The organism is Streptomyces sp. NBC_01775 (assembly GCF_035917675.1).
GTDB lineage: Bacteria > Actinomycetota > Actinomycetes > Streptomycetales > Streptomycetaceae > Streptomyces.
The window spans coordinates 7,524,931-7,547,708 of sequence record NZ_CP109104.1 but is presented as its reverse complement, the minus strand read 5'-3'; the positions used below and the strand labels follow the sequence as shown (position 1 = coordinate 7,547,708).

Genomic DNA, 22,778 nt, shown 5'->3' with positions numbered 1-22,778 from the left:
ACTTCGCGAACGCGCGGCGGACTGTGCGATCAGGTCATTCGACGCACGGGGCCGCATCCGCCGCGCCGCCGGTTCGTTGGGCAGTCGTGCAGCCTTACGAACCTCTCCGCGCCCAGAACATCCACCTCAACCAGGGCCAGATCCCCGGTATGCGGCCCCCGCGAGGTGCCTCGCCCGACGGCTCGGGCACCCCCATCTACGACTCCCTCTACGCCGAGTGGCGCAGGCTCTTCAAGGCCCTGCCCGGCGACCGTTCGGGCGAGGAGGAACTGCGCTTCGAGGGGTTCGGCACGGTGCACGGCACGGGGACGGGCGCCTGGGGCGGCCACGAGCCGTCGGCGGCCTCCTGGCACACCTCTTCCTGGCACGTCCCCGCGCTCCCCCCGGCCCCGCGCAACGGCCACCACTGAGGGGCCGGGGCAACGGCCGCCGCCGGGGCCCCGCTTCGGCGCCTACTTCTTGCGTCCGCGCTTCTCCCGCACCCGCACCGAGATCTGGATCGGGGTGCCCTCGAAGCCGAACTCCTCGCGCAGCCGCCGCTCCACGAAGCGGCGGTATCCGGCCTCCAGGAAGCCCGAGGCGAACAGCACGAACCGGGGCGGCTTGGTGCCCGCCTGGGTGCCGAAGAGGATGCGCGGCTGCTTGCCTCCCCTCACCGGGTGCGGGTGCGAGGCGACGATCTCGCCGAGGAAGGAGTTCAGCTTCCCCGTCGGCACCCGCGTCTCCCAGCCTGCCAGCGCGGTTTCGATCGCGGGGACCAGCTTCTCCATGTGCCGCCCGGTGCGCGCCGAGACGTTGACCCGGGGTGCCCAGCGCACCTGTACGAGGTCGCGCTCGATCTCCCGCTCCAGGTAGAAGCGGCGCTCCTCATCCAGCGTGTCCCACTTGTTGTAGGCCAGCACCACCGCGCGGCCCGAATCGACGGCCATGGTGATGATGCGCAGGTCCTGAACGCTGATCGACTCGCTCACGTCGACCAGCACCACCGCGACCTCGGCCTTCTCCAGCGCGGCTGCCGTGCGCAGCGAGGCGTAGTAGTCGGCGCCCTCGGTCATGTGGACGCGCCGCCTGATGCCCGCCGTGTCGACGAACTTCCAGGTCTTGCCGCCGAGTTCGATCAGCTCGTCGACCGGGTCGCGGGTGGTGCCCGCCGTCTCGTCGACCACGACGCGGTCCTCGCCCGCCACCTTGTTCAGCAGCGAGGACTTGCCGACGTTGGGGCGGCCGATGAGCGCGACCCGGCGGGGACCGCCCAGCACGGCACCGAAGGACTGCTCCGGCGCCTCCGGGAGGGACTTGAGGACCTCGTCCAGCATGTCGCCGGTGCCGCGCCCGTGCAGCGCCGAGACGGGGTGCGGCTCGCCGAGGCCGAGCGCCCACAAGTAGGTGGCGTCGGCCTCGCCGGAGGGGCCGTCGACCTTGTTGGCGCACAGCACCACGGGCTTGCCCGCGCGGCGCAACAGCTTGACGACGGCCTCGTCGGTGTCGGTCGCGCCGACGGTGGCGTCCACGACGAAGATGACGGCGTCGGCCGCCTCGACGGCGAACTCCGCCTGTGCCGCGACGGACGCGTCGATGCCGAGCACGTCCTGCTCCCAGCCCCCGGTATCCACCAGCTTGAAGCGGCGGCCCGCCCACTCCGCCTCGTAGGTGACCCGGTCCCGGGTGACGCCGGGGCGGTCCTCGACAACGGCTTCGCGGCGGCCGATGATGCGGTTCACCAGCGTCGACTTGCCGACATTCGGGCGGCCGACGACCGCGAGGACGGGCAGCGGCCCGTGCCCGGCCTCGCCGAGCGCGCCCTCCACGTCCTCCGGGTCGAAGCCTTCTTCCGCCGCCAGCTCCATGAACTCGGCGAACTCGGCGTCACCCAGCTCACCGTGCCCGTGCTCGTGGCCGTCGTCGGCGGGGTGCATCTGGTCGTTCATGACGTCTCGTCCTGTCATTCTGCGTTCAGGTCTGGGGTGGGTGCGGCCTTCGGCCCTGCGGTGCCCGGACCGGCCGTGGGCGGCCGGTTCAGCCGCCGGCCTCGGCGCCCGCGCCGGTGGGCCTGCCCGTGAGCCGCCTGGCCTCGCTCAGATGCCCGGTGAGCCGCTCCTGGAGCTGCACCGTCGCCTCGTCCAGGGCCTTCCTGGTGCGGCGCCCGCTCCCGTCGCCGACGGTGAAGGGGTCACCGAAGACCACGTCGACCCGGCTGCGCAGCGGCGGCAGTGCCCGTATCACCCGGCTGGAGCGCTCCGCGCTGCCCAGCACCGCGACGGGCACGACGGGTGCGCCCGAGCGGAGCGCGAAGTAGGCGAGGCCCGAGCGCAGGGAGGCGAAGTCGCCCTCGCCCCGCGTGCCTTCGGGAAAGATGCCGAGCACTCCGCCGCGCTCCAGCACGCCCAGCGCGTTGCCTATGGCCGTGCGGTCGGCGGAGCTGCGGTCGACCTTGAGCTGGCCGATGCCGCGCAGGAACGGATCCAGCGGGCCGATGAACGCCTCCTGCTTGATCAGGAAGTGCACCGGCCGGGGCGCCGTACCCATCAGCATGGGTCCGTCGATGTTGTGCGAATGGTTGACCGCGAGGATGACGGGCCCGCTCGGCGGCATCCGCCAGGCACCCAGCACGCGAGGCTTCCACATGCCGTACATGAGCCCGATGCCGATACGGCGCCCGACCGTGGCTCCCCGCTCGCCGGGGACGGAGTCGGAATCTGTCACCTGGCAGCCTTCTCCATCCGCCCGGCCTTGTCCGCCGCCGCCTTCTCGACGAGGGTGACCACGCACTCGATGACCTGCTCCAGGGTCAGCTCGGTGGTGTCCACCTCGACGGCGTCGTCGGCCTTCTTCAGGGGCGAGGTCTTCCGGCTGGAGTCGGCCTTGTCGCGCTCGGTCAGCGCCTGCTGGGTGGTGGCCAGGTCGGCGGTGGCCTCGCCGTCGGTGGCCTTCAGCTCCCCGCTGCGGCGGGCGGCGCGCGCCTCGGGCGAGGCGGTGAGGAAGACCTTCAGGTCGGCGTCGGGCAGCACGGTTGTGCCGATGTCGCGGCCCTCGACGACGATGCCCGCCACCGCGCCCTCGGGCAGGTCCGTCCCGGCGGCGATGGTCCGCTGGAGCTCGGTGATGAGGGCCCGGACCTCGGGCACCGCGCTGACGGCGCTGACGGCGGCCGTGACCTCCTCGGAGCGGATGGGAGCCGAGGCGTCGGCGCCGTCGGCGGAGATGGCGGGGGCCTGCGGATCGGTGCCGGAGACGATGACGGGCTTGCCCGCGGCAGCGGCGATCTCGCCCGGGTCGTTCACGTCGATGCCGTTGCTCAGCATCCACCAGGTCATCGCGCGGTACTGCGCGCCGGTGTCGAGGTAGCGCAGCCCCAGGCGGGCCGCGACGGCCTTGGAGGTGCTGGACTTGCCCGTGCCGGAGGGGCCGTCGATGGCGACAATCACTGCTGCCGGGGTTGCAGACACGGTGGTGGGCACCTTTCGTGAATCTCGGGGTTCTCGGAGCACGGCGCGTGGAAACTCGGAAACTCGGGAATACCGCCACGGCGAGCAGGGCTCCCGCACAAGGCTACCGGCTCCCCCACGGGGCCCGTCCGCCCTACTGCTGGCGCAGCGACCAGCCGCGCTCGCGCAGGGCCTTCTCGAGTGGGCGCACCGCGCCGGGCACCACCATGAGCTGCACATAACCGGCCTGCTGGCCGGTGGCGTGCTCGATGCGTACGTCCTCGATGTTGACCCCGGCGACTCCGGCGTCCGCGAAGATCCGCGCCAGCTCCCCGGGCTGGTCGCTGATCAGCACGATCACCGCCTCGTAGGCGGTGGGTGCCTGGCCGTGCTTGCCCGGGACCCGGGCCCGGCCCGCGTTGCCCCGGCGCAGCAGCGCCTCGACGCCTCCGGCGCCCGAGGTGCGCTTGGACTCGTCGGCCGAGTCCAGCTCCCGCAGCGCCCGTACGGTGCCCTCCAGGTCGGAGGCGACCTCGGCGAGGACGTCGGCGACGGGGCCGGGGTTCGCCGAGAGGATGTCCACCCACATCGCGGGGTCGGAGCCCGCGATCCGGGTCACGTCACGGATGCCCTGCCCGCACAGCCGTACGTCCGTCTCGGCGGCGTTCTCCAGCCGGGCGGCGACCAGGCTGGAGAGCAGCTGCGGGGTGTGCGAGACGAGCGCGACGGCCCTGTCGTGCGCGTCGGCGTCCATCACCACGGGCACGGCCCCGCACAGCGCGATCAGCTCCAGCGCGAGGTTGAGCACCTCCGTGTCGGTGCCCGGGGTGGGCGTGAGCACCCACGGCCTGCCCTCGAACAGGTCGGCGGTGGCCGCGAGCGGGCCCGACTGCTCCCGGCCCGACATCGGGTGACTGCCCAGGTAGGTGGTCAGGTCCCCGCCGCGCTCGGCCACCTCACGGCGCGGTCCGCCCTTGACGCTGCCCACGTCGATGACCCCCCGGGCCAGGCCGCGCCGCTGGACGTCGCAGACGGCGGCGGCGACGTGGGCCGGGGGCACGGCGACGATCGCCAGGTCCACCGGCTCCGCCGGCTCGCCCTCGGTTCCCGCGCCCAGCGAGGCCGCCGTACGGACCTGCTCGTGGTCACGGTCGGCCAGGTGGACCCGCACGCCGCGCGCCGAGAGGGCGAGCGCGGCGGAGGTGCCGATGAGTCCCGTGCCGATCACGAGGGCTGTGCGCATTACTGGGCGATGTCCTTGCGGAGTGCGGCGGCTGCGCCGAGGTAGACGTGGTTGACGGCGGCCCTGGGCAGCTCGGTCTCTGTGTGAGCCAGGATACGGACCACCCGGGGCATCGCGCCCGCGATCTCCAGCTCCTGGGCGCAGATCAGCGGGACGTCCACGATGCCCAGCTTGCGGGCCGCCGCCGCGGGAAAGTCGCTGTGCAGGTCGGGGGTGGCCGTGAACCAGATGCTGATCAGGTCGTCGGCGGACAGCGCGTTGCGCTCCAGCACCGTGGTGAGCAGCTCGGAGACCCGCTCGTTCATGTGCTCCGCCTCGTCCCGGTCCAGCTGGACGGCTCCACGGACCGCGCGTACCGCTCGTCCTGCCACCTGTCGCTCCCCTCCGCGCCGCCGTGTGGCCGCGCCGCTGCCTGGCCTGTCTGCCGCGCCAGGGTAGGTACCGCGCACGCGCGGATGTGCGGGCCGCCCGCCCAGTGAGACGGTACAAGGGAGACATGATCTTCCATGTGGTCCCGCTCGACGACTGGCTGCTGGCCCCGGACCGCCCGTACTCGCCGCGCGTGCTGGCGGAGGGCGGCTTCATCCCGTGCACGGCGTACGAGTCGCAGGCCCTGGCCATCGCCGACACCCGCTTCCGGGAGGCCGTGGGCCCCGTCATGACACTGATGATCGACGAGCACCGGCTGGACGCCCGGCTGCGCTGGGAGCCCTCGCCCCAGATCTACGGCCGGATCAACCGCTCGGCCGTCGCGGGCATGCTGGAGGTCGAACGCGATCACGAGGGCAGAGCGCTGGCCCTGGCCGTATGGTCCTGAGCCGGTCCCTGCCCCCGCCGCCGCGGACGGGCCGGCCCTACAGGCCGACCTCGTTCATCAGCATGCCGACCTCCGTGTTGGTCATACGGCGCAGCCAGCCGGACTTCTGGTCGCCCAGGGCGATGGGGCCGAAGCGGGTGCGGACGAGCTTGTCGACCGGGAAGCCCGCCTCGGCGAGCATCCGGCGCACGATGTGCTTGCGGCCCTCGTGCAGGGTGACCTCGACCAGGTAGTTCTTGCCGGTGTTCTCCACGACCTTGAAGTGGTCGGCCCGCGCGAACCCGTCCTCCAGCCGGATGCCGTCCTTCAGCCGCTTGCCCAGGTCGCGCGGCAGGGGCCCCTGGATGGCGGCGAGGTAGGTCTTGGTGACGCCGTAGCGGGGGTGGGTGAGGCGGTGGGCCACCTCGCCGTGGTTGGTGAGCAGGATGAGGCCCTCGGTCTCGGTGTCGAGCCGGCCCACGTGGAAGAGCCGGGTCTCCCGGTTCTGGACGTAGTCGCCCAGGCACTGGCGGCCCTCCGGGTCCTCCATGGAGGCCACGACGCCCGCGGGCTTGTTGAGCGCGAAGAAGACGTAGGACTGGGCCGCGATGGTCAGCCCGTCGACCTTGATCTCGTCCTTGGTGGGGTCCACGCGCAGGCCCTGTTCGAGGATGACCTCGCCGTTGACCTCGACCCTGGCCTGCTCGACCAGGTCCTCACAGGCGCGCCGCGAGCCCATGCCGGCCCGGGCCAGCACCTTCTGGAGGCGCTCGCCCTCCACCTCGCCGAACGTCTTGGGGAGCTTGACCGGCGGCTTGGTGTGCCGCGCACGGTTGCGCTCCTCGATCTGCGCCTCGTACTCGCGGGGGCGTGCGGGCGCCGAGGCGTTGCGGGAGCGGGCCTTGGGGGCGCCGCTCTTGGTCACGTCCTTGCGTACGTTGCCGCCGCCCCTGGCGCCGGGCTTGCCCGCGCCGGGTGCCTTGCCGGAGGCGGGCTTGCCCGCACCGGGCTTGCCCGTGCCCGGCTTACCGGTGCCGGGCCGTCCGGCGGCGGGGCGGCCGGTGCCCGGCTTGCCTCCCGTCCTGCCCTCGGGCCTGGGCTTGCCCCCGGTGCCTCCGGTGGACCCGGAGGACCCGGCGCCCGTGGGCCTGCCGCCGCCCTGGCCGCCCCCCTGGCCGCCTCCCGGCTGGTTGTAGCGGCGCTCCTCGGGGCGGGGCTGGCCGGTCCCCCGGCGCCCCTTCTGGGCCCCTTGCCGGGAGCCGGGGGCTCCTTGCCCGCCGCGGGCTCCTTGTCCGCGGCCTCCCTGGGCGCCGCCGCTCTGGCCGCCGCCCTGCTTGCCGTTGCGGTTTCCGCCGGTGTTCCTGCCGCTGCTTCGCATCAATGATCCGTCTGGGAGTCGCTGGAAAGGTCGTCTACGTCGAACGACGGCATGCTCTCCTGAGTCTCCCCCTCGACGGCCGCCGCCTCCGGAAGGAAGGGTGCCAGCTCCGGAAGCTCGTCCAGGCCGCGCAGGCCCATCCGCTCCAGGAAGTAATGCGTCGTCCTGTAAAGGATCGCACCTGTCTCGGGTTCTGTGCCCGCCTCCTCCACCAGACCGCGCTGGAGCAGGGTGCGCATCACGCCGTCGCAGTTCACGCCGCGTACGGCGGAGACCCGCGAGCGGCTGACCGGCTGCCGGTAGGCGACGACCGCGAGCGTCTCCAGCGCCGCCTGGGTCAGCCGCGCCTGCTGGCCGTCCAGCACGAAGCGCTCGACCGCGTCCGCGTAGTCGCCCCGGGTGTAGAAACGCCAGCCCCCGGCCACCAGCCGCAGCTCGAAGCCCCGGCCCTGCGCTGTGTACTCGTCGGCCAGCTCGCGCAGCGCGTCGGAGACCTCGCGGGGGCGCCGCTCCAGCACCTTGGCCAGGTGCTCGGGGGTCGCGGGCTCGTCCACGACCATCAAGACGGCCTCCAGGGCCGGCTTCAGCTCCAGCTCGGCGATGCCCGAGGCCCCGGCCGGCGGCCCGGACCCGGCCTCGGGCCCGCCCTCCGGCTCCAGCTCGGCTTCCTGGGGCTCCCGGCGCTCCCCGGGCGGCGCCTCGGCCGCGGCCTCCTGCACCTCGTAGGTGTCCTCGCTCACGTCGGTCTCACTCATCCCCGGGCTCCCCTGGCTCCTGGTCGAACTCGTCGGTCACCAGCGGTTCGGTGCCCGCGGCGCCGCTCCATGTGACGAGCAGCGCGCCCAGCGCCTCGTCCTGCTCCAGCCCCACGGCCCGCTCCCGGTACAGCTCCAGCAGCGCCAGGAAGCGGGCGACGACGGTGAGGGTGTCCGGGGCGTCAGCGGCCAGCTCCTGGAAGGTGACCTCGCCGCGCTCCCGCAGCCGGGCCACCACGATCTCGGCCTGTTCGCGGACGCTGACGAGCGGGGCGTGGATGTGCTCGACGTAGACCTGCGGCTTGGGCTTGGGCCGCATCGCCTTCACCGCGAGCTTGGCGAAGCCCTCCAGACCGATACTGAGCGCCACCTCGGGCAGCAGCTCGGCGTGGTGCGGCTCCAGCCCGACGGTGCGCGGGAACCGGCGGGACTCCTCCTCCAGGCGGCCCGCGAAGATCTGGGCGATCTCCTTGTAGGCGCGGTACTGCAACAGCCGCGCGAACAGCAGGTCCCTGGCCTCCAGCAGCGCCAGGTCCGCCTCGTCCTCCACCTCGGCCTGCGGCAGCAGCCGGGCGGCCTTCAGGTCGAGCAAGGTGGCGGCGACGACGAGGAACTCCGTCGTCTGGTCGAGGTCCCACGCGGGCCCCATGGCTCGGATGTGCACCATGAACTCGTCGGTGACCTTGGAGAGCGCTACTTCGGTGACATCCAGCTTGTGCTTGGAGATGAGCTGGAGGAGGAGGTCGAAGGGGCCCTCGAAGTTGTCGAGCACGACCCGGAAGCGCCCGTCGTCGGCCTCCTGCGGCTCCTCGTCGTCCCGCACCGACTCCTGCGGCTCCTCGGCCGTTACGGGCTGTTCGGGCTCCGGAGGCTCAACCTGCACGGACGGCGCGGGCTCTTCGGCGCTCTCGGTCCCGCCGGCCTCCTCGGTCGTCCCGGCTGCCTCGTCGGCCGTCTCGTTCGCGGGAACGACACCGGGCCCCCGCCCCAGCGTTCGGCGGGAGCCCCGGTGGGCGAGTGTGTCGTCAGGACTGGGCATCGCAGGCAGCGTACTGGCAAGCCCCTCAGCGCCCGCGCAACCGCCGTACGAGAATGCTCGCGTCCCCGCGCGATTCCAGGTCCGCCAGCACCACGGCGACCGCCTCCCGCACTATGCGCCCCCTGTCGACGGCGAGTCCGTGCTCGCCGCGCAGCACGAGCCGCGCGTGCTCCAGGTCCATCAGCTCCTCGGCGGAGACATAGACCGTGATCTTCTCGTCGTGCCGCTCGCGCCCGCTGGGGCGCCGGTTGGCCGCGCGGCCCCCGCGCCTCGACGGCGCGGCGGACGACGAAGCAGCCGTCGCCTGACGCCCCTTGGCGGAGCCGCGCTGCGAGGTGCGCTCCTGGCCGCTCTGGTCGCGCTGCTGGGGCGGGGCGGGCTGCTCCGCCGTGGCGGCGCGGCGCTCACGCCCGGCGTGCTCGCCGCCGGCGCCGGGCGCCGCCTCGCCCTCGGCCTCGTCCGTCGCCGCGTACTCGGAGTGCCCGGCGTCGGGCTCGGGTTCGGAGGCGGGGGCCGGCACCTTGGGCGTGTGCGCCTGCGCGGGGGACGGCGCCGACGGCGCGCTCTCGCCGTTCACCTGACCGCCCTGTCCGGGCGGCCCCTGCTGGGGAGCCGACGACTGCACGGCGGATCCCCCGGTCGTACGGAACAGTTCGTCGGCTGCCGGCAGACTCACTCGGCGTGGCACCGGGCGAGCACCTCCCTGGCGAGCTGACGATAGGCGGCGGCACCGACCGAGTTGGAGGCGTAGGTCGTGATCGGCTCGCCCGCGACCGTGGTCTCGGGGAAGCGGACGGTACGCCCGATGACCGTGTGGTAGACGTTTTCGTCGAACGCCTCCACCACGCGCGCGAGGACTTCCCTGCTGTGCACGGTGCGCGAGTCGTACATCGTCGCGAGGATCCCGTCCAGCTCCAGCTGGGGGTTGAGCCGCTCCTGGACCTTCTCGATCGTCTCGGTGAGCAGCGCGACCCCGCGCAGCGCGAAGAACTCGCACTCCAGCGGAACGATCACCTTGTGCGCCGCTGTGAGCGCGTTGACGGTGAGCAGACCGAGCGAGGGCTGGCAGTCGATGACGATGAAGTCGTAGTCGTTCAGCAGCGGGCCCAGGGCGCGCTGGAGTGTCGACTCGCGGGCGACCTCGCTGACGAGCTGCACCTCGGCTGCCGACAGGTCGATATTGCTGGGCAGCAGGTCCATTCCCGCGACCGCCGTCTTCAGCAGCACCTCGTCGGGCGCGAGACCGCGCTCCATCAGGAGGTTGTAGACGGTCAGGTCCAGCTCCATCGGGTTGACCCCGAGGCCGACCGACAGGGCGCCTTGCGGGTCGAAGTCGACAAGCAGCACGCGGCGTCCGTACTCCGCGAGAGCGGCGCCCAGGTTGATGGTCGAGGTCGTCTTGCCGACCCCGCCCTTCTGGTTGCACATCGCGATGATCTTCGCCGGGCCGTGCTCGTTCACGGGACCGGGGATCGGGAAGTACGGCAGGGGCCGCCCCGTGGGGCCGATGCGCTCACGGCGCTGGCGGGCCGCGTCGGGCGCGAGGGTGGCGGCGTACTCCGGATCGGGTTCGTATTCCGCGTCCGGGTCGTAGAAGTGCCCCTCGGGCAGTTCGCCGTAGTTGGGGTCGTAATGAGGATCACTGTAGTCGGCGAAACGCTCGGCGGACTGACCGTTCGTAGCGTCGCCGGCCGTGGCGTTCACGTGGTGGCCGTCCATGTTCTGGTGGGCTGTCATGCGGGGGGTCGGGGTCTGGTGGGCTGCGAAGGTGCGGACAGCGACGGAGCCGACACCCTCGGGCGCTGTGGGATTCGAGGACCCCTGGCCTCGTACAGGCGCTCCTGGTTGACCACCCCCGGGAGAAAATGTCGACTCGTTCACAAGTCGTCCTACCTCCTTGGTGACCAGGAAATTTCTAGACAGGTCAGCGTGACACCATGCCGACGGTTGGCGACTCTATGGCGTGTCGGCGGTCCGCAGCAACACAATCCGCCGGAGACGGCACGATGTGTCGGTAACCGAGCACCTGTATGTCAAGAGGCCACGAGTGTTCTCGAAGCGGGTTCCGGGGTGCGCAAAAAGGTTAGACGGTTACGTTAGCGGCGAGTTGAGAGCCACGCATGGCGACACGACGACATCACCGGCCGGACCCTTCCTTCAAGGTCCGGCCGGTGACGTGACGTTGCCGACGTTGACGTCACGGGTTGACCCCGCGACGGCTCGCCGGACTCAGCCCAGCAGCTCGGTGATGTCGCGCACGGCGAGACCGTGTGCCTCGGCCACGGGCCCGTAAGTGACCTCGCCGTCGTGGGTGTTGAGGCCCCTGGCCAGCGCCGCGTCCCGGCGCAGCGCCTCGCGCCAGCCACGGTTGGCCAGCTCGACGATGTAGGGAAGGGTCGCGTTCGTCAGCGCGTGTGTCGAGGTGTTGGGCACCGCGCCGGGCATGTTGGCGACGCAGTAGAAGACCGAATCGTGGACACGGAAGGTCGGCTCGGCGTGCGTCGTCGGGCGCGAGTCCTCGAAGCAGCCGCCCTGGTCGATCGCGATGTCGACAAGCACACTTCCCGGCTTCATCCGCGACACCAGCTCGTTGCTCACGAGCTTCGGCGCCTTCGCGCCGGGGATCAGCACGGCACCGACGACCAGGTCGGCGTCCAGTACGGCGTGCTCGAGCTCGTAGGCGTTGGAGGCGACGGTCCGCACGCGGTTGCCGAAGATCCTGTCGGCCTCGCGGAGCTTGTTGACGTCCTTGTCCAGCAGCGTGACGTGGAAGCCGAGGCCGACCGCGATCTGGGTGGCGTTCCAGCCGGAGACCCCGCCGCCGATGACGACGGCACGGCCCGCGTTCACGCCGGGGACGCCGCCGGGCAGCACGCCTCGGCCGCCGGCCGAGGCCATCAGGTGGTAGGCCCCGACCTGCGGGGCGATGCGGCCGGCCACCTCGGACATCGGGGCGAGCAGGGGCAGCGCGCGGTTGGCCTGCTCGACCGTCTCGTAGGCGATGGCGGTCGTGGCGGACTCCAGCAGCGCGTCGGTGCACTCGCGGGAGGCGGCGAGGTGGAGGTAGGTGAAGAGCGTCTGGTCCTTGCGCAGCCGGTGGTACTCCTCGGCGACCGGCTCCTTGACCTTCAGCAGCAGGTCGGCCGTGGCCCAGACCTCGTCGGCGGTGCCGAGGAGGGTGGCACCGGCGGCGGTGTACTCGTCGTCGGGGATGGAGGAGCCCACTCCGGCGCCCCTCTCCACGACCACCTCGTGGCCGTTCCGCACCAGCTCGTTCACCCCGGCAGGGGTGATCGCCACACGGAACTCGTTGTTCTTGACCTCGCGGGGGATGCCGACCTTCACGTCGATCACGGTCCTTCACTCAGGGTGCAGAAAGCAGAAGAGGCCGGGTCGCGCATGCTCGGAGACACCCGGGGTGACCGCGGCTCGACCAGTCTAATGAAGGAAGCCGAGCTGTCCAGCCTTACAAAGCATCGACCTTTTCCGAGATTGCTATGCGTTTCGCAGGTCTAGACGCACTGTTGCGAAAGTGAGGGGCTCAGTGGCGCGCCTCGCCGCACTGGAGGGGTGCGGCCTCCGCTTCCGCTTGTGGCACGACGAGCCTCTCCCCCGCGCTGTCCGCGTCTTCCGCGCCTTCCGGATCGTGCGGGGCCGCCGGATCGTGCGGGGCCGCCGGAGTGCGGGCCGCCTCCTGGTCGTATGCCGCCTCGTCCGGGCGGTACGGCGGCTGGTCCTCGCGCAGCCTGCGGAAGGCCGCGGCGCGATGCGTCCGTGCCGCGGCCAGATCGCCGACCCGCTCACAGGTGTCGGCCAGCCGCTCCCGCAGCGCGCCCTCCAGCCGTACGTCGTCGGCGTCCCGCGCGGCATCCAGTGCCTGGCCGTAGGTGCGCAGCGCGTCGTACGGGCGGTCCGCCCGCTCCTGCACCCGGGCGGCCTCCGCCAGGGCGCGCGCGTTCTCGCCCGGCTCGCGCAGCCTGCGGAAGGCCGCGGCAGCGGCGCGCCAGGCGCGCAGAGCCTCCTCCCAGCGGCCCTCATGGGTGTGCACGGCCCCGATACGGCCGTGCAGCCGCGCCACGGCCTCACGGTCGGCCCGCCCGCCGCGGGTGAGCCGCAGCGCCAGCGCCCTGCCGTACCAGTCGGCGGCCCGCGCCCAGTCGGCCAGCACCGCGTAGGTGCCGGCCAGCGACTCCAGGGCGCGTGCCGTGGCGGCCTCGTCCCTGCCCTTGCGGGCCGCGTCCAGGGCTCTGCGGTAGCGGACGAGTGCCTCTTCCAGCCGGTCCGTGTGCGCGTCGAGGTCGCCGAGGTTGAGCAGCGCCGCCGCGCTCTCCCGGTGCAGCCCGCAGCGCTCGGAGACCGCGAGGACCAGCTCGTGCAGCCGGTACAGGTCGGGCGCGGCCTCGTCCGGCTCACGGTGTGCGTCGAAGGCGCGGGCCAGCGCGGAGACCAGCCGGCGCGCGAGGGTATCCAGCTCCCCGTCGCCCTCGGCCACGGCCATCCGGGTCGCGGCCAGCAGCGCGGGGCGCCGCTCCGCCAGCCAGACACGGGCCTCCTCCTGCCCGGCGAAGCGCAGCGCGCGGGGCATCCCCGCCATCCGCTTGCGTGCCTCGGAGCCGGACGGCTCGCACACCGCGCGGCACGCCTGGAGCCGCCGCACCGTGCGCTCCAGCATCCGGGCCCTCGCCAGCAGCGCCTCGGCGGGCCGCTCGTGCGCCGCCAGCTCCGCGCGCAGCAGCGGGTCGAGACAGCCGGGCACCTCGTAGCGCTCCCCGCCCAGCTCGCGCAGCAGGCCCAGCTGGACGAACTCCTCCAGCGCCTCGTGGGCCGCGGCGACCGAGCAGCCCGCCAGTGCGGAGGCCGTCTGCGGGTCGACGAATCCGGCGGGCGCGAGCGCCAGCAGCCGCAGCGTGCGCGCGTACGAGCGAGGCAGCGAGTCGACGACGAGCCGGAAGGTGCGCAGGAGCGGGACCGGCGTCCTGCGCCGGAGGGGCTTGCGATACCCCTGCTCCGCCTCCTCGTCGTCCTCCTCCGGCGGGCGGGACTGTTCGGGCAGCTCCGGCTGCTCGGGCAGCGCGGCGAGGCGCGTGCCCGCGTCGTGCACCGAGAGCTTGGGGCGGGCACCCAGCCAGCCGCCCATCAGCGCGAGCGCGGTGGGCAGGTCACCGCACGCCTCGGCCAGCGCCTCGGCGCTGCGCGGATCGACCGCGATGCGGGGCGCGGCGCCCGCGCGGCGGGCCAGCAGCTCGACGGCGGCGGCCCGGTCGAGGCCGCCCAGCGCGCAGGGCCGCACATCGGGCACGCCGGTCAGCGGGCCCGCGGCCACCGCGACGACGAGGCACTCCCTGCTGTCCGGCACCAGGTCGAGCACCTGGTCGGAATCGGCCACGTCGTCCAGGAGCAGCACGGTGGGGCCGCGTACGGCGAGGGCGGTGCGCACGGCCTCGGAGAGGTCCTCCTCATCGGCGCCGGGAGGCGGGGCGGCGGGGCGCCGGGCGCCTGCCGGAGTGCCCAGGCCGGCCAGCGCGGCGAGCAGGTCGCGGGCGGTGCGTTCGGTGGGGACGGGCAGCCCGCCGGGATCGGTGAGCCGGGCCCGCAGGACGCCGCCGGGATACCGGTCCTGGATCCTGCGGACGAACTCCTCGGCGAGGGCGGTGCGTCCGGAGCCGGGGGCTCCGGCGATCAGCAGGACGCGGCTGTGCGGGAGGGGATGGCCCGAAAGGGTGTGCAGGCCGACGCGTCCGATGTCCTCGCGCAGGGCGCGTAGTTCGCGGTCGCGGCCCGTGAAGGCGTGCCGGCCGGTCGCCGCTCCTGTGGGCTGCACCGCCTGATCTGTCACGGGCTACGCTCCCGTTCACCTGCGTGTGTGCGTACGAAGTGCTTTGAGCGTAGTTCACCGCGTAGCGTCCGCCCGGGACAATGGGTGCCGTGACCAGGCCGAAAATCACCACATCGGCTCATGGTGGCGCTGCCCCCGCACCCCCGGTCCTCAATCGCCGGACGGGCTGTTTTCACCCCGTCCGGCGATTGAGCACACGCGGACCTACCGCGAGTCGAAAGGGCGCGCGGGCCACGGAGCGTCAGCCCCCCGCAGGGCGCCCATGCCACCGCCGCCCGCCAAGGCAGCGCTCAGCGCGAGGGTGCCCACGACCAGGCAGTTGTTGTGCAGCTCGCCGGCCAGCGCGCCGCGCACCAGCTCGTCCAGCGGAACGCGGGCCTCTTCCATGTCGGCCTCCTCTTCGGAGACCTCGAAGCGCTCGCCCTCCGCCTCGGAGAGCTGACGGGCCAGGAAGATGCGTACGGCCTCGTCGCTGCCGCCGGGCGTGGTGTAGACGTCCACGAGGACGCGCCACTCCTCGGCCTTCACATGGGCCTCTTCGTACAGCTCGCGCTGGGCCGCGTGCAGCGGGTTCTCGCCGGGGACGTCCAGCAGCCCCGCGGGGATCTCCCACAGCTTCTCGCGGACCGGGTGGCGGTACTGGCTCAGGACCAGGACGCGGTCCTGGTCGTCGAGCGCGAGGATGGCGACCGAGCCGGGGTGCGTTTGGTAGTCGCGCCGCGCCACGGTGCCGTCGGGCATGACGACGTCGTCGGTGCGGACCCCGGTCTTGTTCCCCTGGAAGGGGGTGGCGGTCGCGGTGACCTGCCACTCCTCAGAAGTGTCGTAGATACGCGTGGCCATCTTCACTCCCCCTGCTGGCGCGCGACGGCCGCCTTGACCAGGCCGGCGAACAGCGGGTGCGGGCGCGTCGGACGGGAGCGCAGCTCGGGGTGGGCCTGAGTGGCGACCAGGTAGGGGTGCACCTCGCGCGGGTATTCGACGTACTCGACGAGCTTGCCGTCGGGCGACAGGCCCGAGAAGACGAGACCGGCGTTCTTCTCCAGCTCGGTGCGGTAGTGGTTGTTGACCTCGTAGCGGTGGCGGTGGCGCTCTTCCACATAGGGCTCGCCGTCGTACGCCTCCCGCACCAGGGAGCCCTCGGCGAGCTTGGCCGGGTACATGCCCAGCCGCATCGTGCCGCCCATGTCGCCCTCGCCGGCGACGATGTCGAGCTGCTCCTCCATGGTGGAGATGACCGGGTGCGCGGTGGCCTGGTCGAACTCGGTGGAGTTGGCGTCCTTGATGCCCGCCAGGTTGCGGGCGCCCTCGATGACGATGCACTGGAGGCCCAGGCACAGCCCCAGCAGCGGGATCTTGTTCTCGCGGGCGAAGGTGATGGCGCCGACCTTGCCCTCCACGCCCCGGTCGCCGAAGCCGCCGGGCACGCAGATCGCGTCGCAGTCGCCGAGCTGGCGCTTGGCGGCGTCGGGGGTGCGGCAGTCGTCGGAGGTGACCCACTTGATCTTGACCCGGGCGCGGTTGGCGAAGCCGCCGGCGCGCAGCGCCTCGGTGACCGAGAGATAGGCGTCGGGCAGGTCGATGTACTTGCCCACCAGCGCGACGGTGACCTCGTGGTCGGGCTCGTGCACCCGGCGCAGCAGGTCGTCCCACTGGGTCCAGTCCACGTCGCGGAAGGGCAGGTCCAGCTTGCGCACGACGTAGGCGTCCAGGCCCTCGGTGTGCAGGACCTTGGGGATGTCGTAGATCGAGCGGGCGTCCTTGCAGGCGACCACGGCGGCGTCGTCCACGTCGCACATCAGCCCGATCTTCCGCTTGATGGAGACGGGCACGTCGCGGTCGGCGCGCAGCACGATCGCGTCCGGCTGGATACCGATGTTGCGCAGCGCGGCGACCGAGTGCTGGGTGGGCTTGGTCTTCAGCTCGCCGGAGGGGCCGATGTAGGGCAGGAGCGAGATGTGGACGACGAAGACGTTGTCCCGGCCGACCTCGTGGCGCACCTGGCGGACGGCCTCCAGGAAGGGAAGCGACTCGATGTCGCCGACGGTGCCGCCGACCTCGGTGATGACGACGTCCACGTCGTCGGTGGCCATGCGCCGGATGCGGTGCTTGATCTCGTTGGTGATGTGCGGGATGACCTGGACGGTGTCGCCCAGGTACTCACCGCGCCGCTCCTTGGCGATCACGGAGGAGTAGACCTGGCCTGTGGTGACGTTGGCCGAGCCGTCCAGGTCGACGTCGAGGAAGCGCTCGTAGTGGCCGATGTCCAGATCGGTCTCGGCGCCGTCGTTGGTGACGAACACCTCACCGTGCTGGAAGGGGTTCATCGTGCCGGGGTCGACGTTGAGGTAGGGGTCGAGCTTCTGCATCGTGACCCGAAGTCCCCTGGCCTTGAGCAGAGCGCCCAGGCTGGAGGCGGTGAGCCCCTTGCCGAGCGAGGAGGCGACACCCCCGGTGACGAAGAGGTGCTTGGTCGTCATGGACGTAGGCGGCATGGCCAAGAGGGGGCTCCCGTGGTCGCTTGGTGGGGTGCGAAGAGGCATCCTGGCTTTGGTGCCTACAGTGCCTTCGCTGCGGTTCGGGGGGCCTTCGTGTCGAACACATCGCGTCCGTATGCCCACCGGTCCACGGGCTACCAGCGTAACAGTGCCGTCGGGGGGCCGCCGCTGCCCGTCTCCGCGCGACCCGTCGCCTTCCTCTCGCACACCCCAGGTGACGGCGGTGTCGCACCAGGTGAGGGCGGTAAGGAACCTCACCTAATCGGCGCAGCCGGAGTCAGCCGACCGTCGGGCGGAAGGGATCGCTGCGTCGTATCCTGCTCGGACACTTTGCCTGGGACAGGCAGAAAGACACAGGAATTCACAGGTCATCCAGCACGTCCCACGGGGGCGTCGCCGTAATTCGTTCGACTGGAGATGCACGTGGCTGGGCGCATCGAGGATTACGCACTCATCGGGGATATGCAGACCGCGGCCCTTGTCGGCAGAAACGGCACGGTCGACTGGCTATGTCTCCCCCGGTTCGACTCCCACGCGGTGTTCGCGGGACTGCTCGGCAACGAGGAGCACGGCTTCTGGCGGGTGGGACCCGCACACGCCGGCGGTGGCGATCCGCCGGTGGCCGACCGCCGCCGCTACCGGGGGGACTCCCTCGTTCTGGAATCCGAATGGGACACCCCCAGGGGGACCGTACGGATCATCGACTTCATGCCCCCTCGTGAGGATCACGCGCCCCAGCTGGTGCGGATCGTGGAGGGCGTCAGCGGGCGGGTGCGGATGCGCTCCTCGCTGCGGATGCGTTTCTCCTACGGCTGGGTCGTGCCGTGGGTGCACAAGGTGGGCCAGCGCACGGTGGCCGTCGCCGGGCCCGACTCGGTCTGGCTGGACACCGAGGCCGAGACCCACGGCAAGGACCTGACGACGTACTCCGACTTCACCGTCGGCCCCGGCGACCGGGTGGCGCTGACCATCAGCTGGCAGGCGTCGCACCGGGAGCCGCCGCAGCTTCCCGAGCCCGAGGAAGCGCTGCGGACCACCGAGGACTTCTGGCGCGAGTGGGTCGAGATGTGCACGTACCACGGCCCCTACCGGGAGGCCGTGGTCCGCTCGCTGATCACGCTCAAGGCGCTCACCTACGCGCCCACCGGCGGGATCGTCGCCGCGCCCACCACCTCGCTGCCCGAGGAGATCGGCGGCAGCCGCAACTGGGACTACCGCTTCACCTGGCTGCGGGACGCCGCCATCACCCTCTCCTCGCTGCTGCGCACCGGATACCGGGAGGAGGCGCGGGCCTGGCGCGAGTGGCTGCTGCGCGCGGTCGCGGGCGACCCGGAGAACCTCCAGATCATGTACGGCATCGCGGGTGAACGGGAGCTGGCCGAGGCGGAGTTGTCCTGGCTGCCCGGCTACGAGGGCTCCACGCCCGTGCGCGTCGGCAACGGCGCCGCCAACCAGCTTCAGATCGACGTGTACGGCGAGGTCACCGAGGCCCTGCACCTGGCGCACATGACGGGCCTGGCGCGCAACGACTACGCGCAGCTCCTCCAGCTCAAGCTCATCGGCTACCTGGAGAACCACTGGGACGAGCCGGACGAGGGCATCTGGGAAGTACGCGGCCCCAGGCGGCACTTCGTGCACTCGAAGGTGATGGCATGGGTCGCCGTCGACCGCACCGTCAAGCTGATCGAGGCCGGGGACGCGGACGGCCCGCTGGATCGCTGGCGCGACCTGCGCGACGAGATCCACCGCGAGGTGTGCGAGAAGGGCTACGACAAGGAACGGAACACCTTCACGCAGTCCTACGGCTCCAAGGAGCTGGACGCCTCGCTGCTGCTGATCCCGCAGATGGGCTTCCTCCCGCCGGACGACAAGCGCGTCATCGGCACCATCGAGGCCATCCAGCGCGAGCTGTCGACCGAGGACGGCTTCGTGCTGCGGTACCCCACCAGCAGCGAGGTGGGCGAGGACGGCGCGGCCCAGGAGAACGTGGACGGGCTCGCCGGTGAGGAAGGTGCCTTCCTGGCCTGCTCGTTCTGGCTCGCCGACGACCTGGCGATGATCGGCCGGGTGGACGAGGCCAGGAAGCTGTTCGAGAAGCTGCTGTCCCTGCGCAACGACCTGGGCCTACTGGCCGAGGAATGGGACTCGACGAGGCAGCGGCAGGTCGGCAACTTCCCGCAGGCGTTCAGCCACGTGCCGATGATCGACACGGCGCTGCGGCTGACGGCCTCGGGGGCCTACGGGGTCTGAGACCGGCTCCCGGGCCCGACAGGACGGGACGGCGCCCGGTGCGGAACTCGCACCGGGCGCCGTCGTATGTCCTCGGCCGGGTCAGTCGAAGGGCGTCAGGGTCAGCGTCATCTCGGTAGGGGCGCTGTCCTCGATGTAGGAGGCGAAGCCGGCGACGTCGTCGAAGGCGAAGCCGTATGCCTTGCCGTCCTCGGTGGCCTCGTGCATGGCCTTGACGTAGTGGTGCACGAGGTCGCCCTGGTAGAACTTCGACGGGTCCGTGGTGGGCTGCTCCGCTATCGCCGCCAGGGTGGTGCGGTTGAGCGCGGCGCCGAGGATCGCGGCGACCGGACCCGTGGTGCCGTCGTTGGGTGCGGCCAGTGCTCCGTCGCAGAAGAGCATGTCCTTGGTGGAAGGCTTGTCGAAGGAGACCGAGCCGGGTCCGGTGAAGGTGAACTTGCCGCCGCTGACCCGGCCGGTGAACGTGCCCGCGTTGGTGGTGACCTTCAGGTCCTTGCTCTCGTAGACGCGCCACACCTCGTCGATGTAGGGCGCGAAATGGTTCTCGTCGAACTTGCCGGCGCCCAGGCCGTGTCCGGGCGCGATCACGCGCTTGTCGTCGATGACCAGGTCACCGAAGCCCGGTGCGGCGCGGACCTGTTCGAACACCTTCTTCCGCGCGCCGGGCTTGAGGGCGCCGGTCGTCTGGTCCTTGGCGCCCTTGAGGTGGATGGACATCGGCACGCTGAACATGTCGACCATGGTGGTGTTGCAGTACATGGCGCCGGACTTGTGGGTGAACTCCGCGCAGTCGTGCACCACCGGGTAGTTCGGGTCCGACTCGACCCAGGCGGCCGGGTAGGCCAGTGCGGCGCCCTGACCGCCGTCCACCGCCTTGAACTTCAGCTTGTCGCCGCAGGCGACGTAGATGCGGCCGGACATCTCCGGCAGCTTGAGCGAGGTCTCCGTGCCGGTGAGGGGGATGGCGTAGTCGGTGAAGCCGTCGCCACCGTTGTCGGACAGTTCGACGGGCTTGAGCTCGCCCTCGGGGGTGACGCGGCACTGACGGGTGCCGTCGTTGCCGACGATGTAGACGAAGACCGCGTTGTTCTCGTACTTGCCGGTCTTGTTGACGATCTTCAGGGACAGTCCTGCGGCCCCTTCACCGGCGGTGTTCTTGGTGTCACCGGCGTTCGCTTGCGCGGCGATGTATCCGCCGACGGGGACGGCGACGGCGGCGGCTGCCGCGCTGCGGAGCAGGTTCCTACGGCTGAGCGGGCTCATTTGGCGCTACCTCCAGTAGTGGTTTCAACAGAGACGTGATCGACGAGCATCGAGGCGCCCGGCTTGGTGGTGTCCGTGGGGGTGGCCCGGCCGGCCTCGCGGTCGGGGAACGCACCGCCCATGGCGAGGTTGAGCAGGATGAAGTGGCCATGACCGGTGGCCTGCCGCCAGGCGTCGGCGCCCACCTGGTTCTCGGTGACGGTGTGGAAGAGCTTCCCGTCCTGGTACCAGCGCAGCTCCTCGGTGGCGCCGCTGCGGTCCAGTTCCACGGCGTACTCGTGGAAGCCGCTCTTGCAGGTGCCGCCGCACTCGGCGTGGTTGCCGAGGCCCTGGGTCTCGTTGCAGGGGCCGCCGGGGTTGACCCCGCAGTGCAGCACTCCGTGCGCGGCGGACTGGCCGTTGACGTTCTCCATGATGTCGAACTCGCCGACACCCGGCCAGTTTTGGTAGTTGCCCCGGTAGTCGGCGCCGAGGGTCCAGAAGGCGGGCCAGTAGCCGAGAGCCTCGTCACCGGAGACCTCGGGCATGCTCAGGCTCGCCTCGATGCGCATCGTGCCGCCCTCGGGGGCCGCGAAGTCGGTGCGCTGGGTCTCGATGCGTGCCGAGGTCCAGGCGTTGCCCTTCTTCTGCGCGGTGATCTTCAAATGGCCCTGGCCGTCCAGGCTGAGGTTGGACGGATCGGAGGTGTACTCCTGCACCTCGCCCGTGCCCCAGTTGCCGGGCCCGCCCGGATAACCGTGGCCGGTGTCGATGACCCAGTCCTTCGAGGACGGGAGGCTGCCCGCGGCCCCGTCGAAATCCGTGCGCCAGACCTCCTGGCGTGAACCGTCACCGCCGGCCGCGTCCGTCTCGGAGCCCGACGCCTGCACCGCCGGTACGACGGCCGCCGCGCCGGTCAGCACTAACGCGGACAGCAGGGTGAGAAGCCCGCGCCGGGGTTTCCCGGGCGGCTTCTTGGTGCGTCTCATATTGTTGCGCCTCTCGGTGTGGGGGGTTGAGAGCGCTCTCATGGTATGGACCTGCACATTGCCGATTGTTGGGGGGTAGCGTCAAGGGCCTACCGATGAAAAGGAGTTCACCGAGTGCTTCCGGACCGCGCGCCACGCCCCACTCTGGAGGCCGTGGCCGCGCACGCGGGCGTCTCCCGGGCCACCGTCTCCCGGGTGGTGAACGGGGGCCCCGGCGTCCGTGCCGAGGTGCGCGAACGCGTCCACAACTCCGTACGGGTGCTCGGCTACGCGCCCAACATCGCAGCCCGCAGCCTCGTCACGCGGCGCACGGGAGCGGTCGGCGTGGTGATAGCCGAACCCGAGAGCCGGGTGTTCTCCGACCCGTTCTTCTCCCGCCAACTACGCGGTATCAGCCGGGAGTTGGCCGCACACGACACCCAACTGCTGCTGATGCTCCAGGAACGCGCCGAGGACCACGACCGCATCAGCAGATATCTGACGGGCGGCCATGTGGACGGGGTGCTGATGTTCTCGCTGCACGGCCAGGGCCCGCCCCCCGGCGCGGAGGCCCTGGCGGCGGGCCTGCCCACCGTCTTCGGCGGGCGGCCCGGATGGCCGGGCGCGGCCGAGGACCCCGAGCTGGTGTACGTGGACGCGGACAACCGGGGCGGGGCCCGGCTGGCGACCGAGCATCTGCTGGGGCTCGGACGGCGCCGGCCGGCCGTGCTGACGGGGCCCCCGGACCAGACCTCGGCCCAGGACCGCCTGCACGGCTTCCACGACGCGCTCACGGCCGCGGGGCTGGCCCGTTCCGAAGCCCCGGTGGCCGACGGGGGCTTCACCGCGGAGGGCGGGGAGCACGCGATGGCGCGGCTCCTGGAGCGCGAGCCGGAGCTGGACGCGGTGTTCGCGGGATCCGACCTGATGGCGGTGGGTGCGCTGCGCGCGCTGCGCGCTTCCGGACGCCGGGTGCCCGAGGACGTGGCGGTGGCCGGCTTCGACGATCTGGACTCCGCCTCCTGGGCCGATCCCCCGCTGACGACGGTGCGGCAGGATGTCGAGGGCATGGGCCGGATCATGGCGCGGCTGGTGCTGCGGCAGATCGGCGGCGGGGCGGCGGGCGACGGGGAAGAGGGCACCGTCTCCCCCGTGATCACCGAGGCGCGGCTGGTGGTGCGGGAGTCGGCCTGAGAGGCCGGGGCCTCGTTGGCCTGCGGATCTGTGCGTTGCCCTCTTTCCCCGTGGCTGAGCAGGAGGTGCCCCCGGCTGTGCTTCGCAGGGTGCGGGCGAGTCATGGGCTGATCGCGCCCACACGGCGCAGCCGCATATATGACACAGCCTCGCG

The 22,778-nt window shown here is 71.6% G+C and carries 20 protein-coding genes; 4 read left to right on the top strand and 16 right to left on the bottom strand.

What is annotated here, in order from left to right; all coding sequences use genetic code 11:
* The first annotated feature begins 149 nt into the window (after positions 1-149).
* The gene (locus OHB04_RS33540; protein ID WP_405807267.1) at positions 150-410 is read left to right on the top strand and encodes a hypothetical protein; all 261 of its coding nucleotides are present in this window, start codon (positions 150-152) and stop codon (positions 408-410) included.
* 42 nt (positions 411-452) lie between these two features.
* On the opposite strand, the gene der is transcribed toward OHB04_RS33540, so the two are convergent.
* The 5 genes from der to aroH all read right to left on the bottom strand — a co-directional run bounded on the left by der (position 453) and on the right by aroH (position 5,039).
* The gene (gene der / locus OHB04_RS33535; RefSeq protein WP_326691389.1) at positions 453-1,928 is read right to left on the bottom strand and encodes a ribosome biogenesis GTPase Der; all 1,476 of its coding nucleotides are present in this window, start codon (positions 1,926-1,928) and stop codon (positions 453-455) included.
* Positions 1,929-2,016: 88 nt separating this feature from the next.
* On the bottom strand, positions 2,017-2,703 hold the full coding sequence (locus OHB04_RS33530; protein ID WP_326808918.1) for a lysophospholipid acyltransferase family protein: 687 nt from the start codon (positions 2,701-2,703) through the stop codon (positions 2,017-2,019).
* Positions 2,700-3,458, bottom strand: a complete 759-nt coding sequence (cmk, locus tag OHB04_RS33525) for a (d)CMP kinase (protein WP_442815015.1) — start codon at positions 3,456-3,458, stop codon at positions 2,700-2,702. Before cmk ends, OHB04_RS33530 begins: the two co-directional genes overlap by 4 nt.
* Before the next feature lie 121 nt (positions 3,459-3,579).
* Entirely contained in the window at positions 3,580-4,668 is a 1,089-nt protein-coding gene (locus OHB04_RS33520) for a prephenate dehydrogenase (RefSeq protein WP_326808916.1), read from the bottom strand.
* Positions 4,668-5,039: a chorismate mutase gene (aroH, locus tag OHB04_RS33515; protein ID WP_326808915.1), complete on the bottom strand. Its 372-nt coding sequence runs from the start codon at positions 5,037-5,039 to the stop codon at positions 4,668-4,670. Before aroH ends, OHB04_RS33520 begins: the two co-directional genes overlap by 1 nt.
* Before the next feature lie 125 nt (positions 5,040-5,164).
* Here aroH and OHB04_RS33510 point away from each other — a divergent pair, with 125 nt between their 5' ends.
* Positions 5,165-5,485 (top strand): DUF952 domain-containing protein, encoded by a 321-nt coding sequence (locus OHB04_RS33510; protein WP_326691384.1) that lies wholly within the window; start codon positions 5,165-5,167, stop codon positions 5,483-5,485.
* Between the two features lie 37 nt (positions 5,486-5,522).
* Here OHB04_RS33510 and OHB04_RS33505 read toward each other — a convergent pair whose 3' ends face one another.
* From OHB04_RS33505 to OHB04_RS33465, 9 genes are all read right to left on the bottom strand, one after another.
* A complete protein-coding gene (locus tag OHB04_RS33505; protein WP_326691383.1) occupies positions 5,523-6,842 on the bottom strand; it encodes a pseudouridine synthase in 1,320 nt (439 codons plus the stop codon).
* Positions 6,842-7,597: an SMC-Scp complex subunit ScpB gene (scpB, locus tag OHB04_RS33500; RefSeq protein WP_326691382.1), complete on the bottom strand. Its 756-nt coding sequence runs from the start codon at positions 7,595-7,597 to the stop codon at positions 6,842-6,844. Before scpB ends, OHB04_RS33505 begins: the two co-directional genes overlap by 1 nt.
* The gene (locus tag OHB04_RS33495; protein WP_326808914.1) at positions 7,590-8,636 is read right to left on the bottom strand and encodes a segregation and condensation protein A; all 1,047 of its coding nucleotides are present in this window, start codon (positions 8,634-8,636) and stop codon (positions 7,590-7,592) included. The genes scpB and OHB04_RS33495 overlap by 8 nt, the downstream gene beginning before the upstream one ends.
* A 25-nt stretch (positions 8,637-8,661) precedes the next feature.
* Positions 8,662-9,312: a hypothetical protein gene (locus OHB04_RS33490; protein WP_326691380.1), complete on the bottom strand. Its 651-nt coding sequence runs from the start codon at positions 9,310-9,312 to the stop codon at positions 8,662-8,664.
* Entirely contained in the window at positions 9,309-10,355 is a 1,047-nt protein-coding gene (locus OHB04_RS33485) for a ParA family protein (RefSeq protein WP_405807269.1), read from the bottom strand. Before OHB04_RS33485 ends, OHB04_RS33490 begins: the two co-directional genes overlap by 4 nt.
* Before the next feature lie 510 nt (positions 10,356-10,865).
* On the bottom strand, positions 10,866-11,981 hold the full coding sequence (gene ald, locus OHB04_RS33480; RefSeq protein WP_326693043.1) for an alanine dehydrogenase: 1,116 nt from the start codon (positions 11,979-11,981) through the stop codon (positions 10,866-10,868).
* A gap of 196 nt (positions 11,982-12,177) precedes the next feature.
* Entirely contained in the window at positions 12,178-14,472 is a 2,295-nt protein-coding gene (locus OHB04_RS33475) for a tetratricopeptide repeat protein (RefSeq protein ID WP_326808913.1), read from the bottom strand.
* Between the two features lie 204 nt (positions 14,473-14,676).
* Entirely contained in the window at positions 14,677-15,315 is a 639-nt protein-coding gene (locus tag OHB04_RS33470; RefSeq protein WP_326691377.1) for an NUDIX hydrolase, read from the bottom strand.
* 2 nt (positions 15,316-15,317) lie between these two features.
* Positions 15,318-16,967 (bottom strand): CTP synthase, encoded by a 1,650-nt coding sequence (locus OHB04_RS33465; protein ID WP_326691376.1) that lies wholly within the window; start codon positions 16,965-16,967, stop codon positions 15,318-15,320.
* Between the two features lie 420 nt (positions 16,968-17,387).
* On the opposite strand from OHB04_RS33465, the gene OHB04_RS33460 reads away from it, so the two are divergent.
* Positions 17,388-19,220 carry a glycoside hydrolase family 15 protein gene (locus tag OHB04_RS33460; RefSeq protein ID WP_326691375.1) on the top strand — a complete coding sequence of 611 codons (1,833 nt, stop codon included), beginning with the start codon at positions 17,388-17,390 and terminating at the stop codon, positions 19,218-19,220.
* An 81-nt stretch (positions 19,221-19,301) separates the two neighbouring features.
* On the opposite strand, the gene OHB04_RS33455 is transcribed toward OHB04_RS33460, so the two are convergent.
* Entirely contained in the window at positions 19,302-20,483 is a 1,182-nt protein-coding gene (locus tag OHB04_RS33455) for a beta-1,3-glucanase family protein (RefSeq protein ID WP_326691374.1), read from the bottom strand.
* The gene (locus OHB04_RS33450; protein ID WP_326808912.1) at positions 20,480-21,451 is read right to left on the bottom strand and encodes a glycoside hydrolase family 16 protein; all 972 of its coding nucleotides are present in this window, start codon (positions 21,449-21,451) and stop codon (positions 20,480-20,482) included. Before OHB04_RS33450 ends, OHB04_RS33455 begins: the two co-directional genes overlap by 4 nt.
* Before the next feature lie 114 nt (positions 21,452-21,565).
* Here OHB04_RS33450 and OHB04_RS33445 point away from each other — a divergent pair, with 114 nt between their 5' ends.
* Positions 21,566-22,624, top strand: coding sequence for a LacI family DNA-binding transcriptional regulator (locus OHB04_RS33445; protein ID WP_326808911.1), 1,059 nt, complete (start codon positions 21,566-21,568; stop codon positions 22,622-22,624).
* The last annotated feature ends 154 nt before the right edge of the window (positions 22,625-22,778 follow it).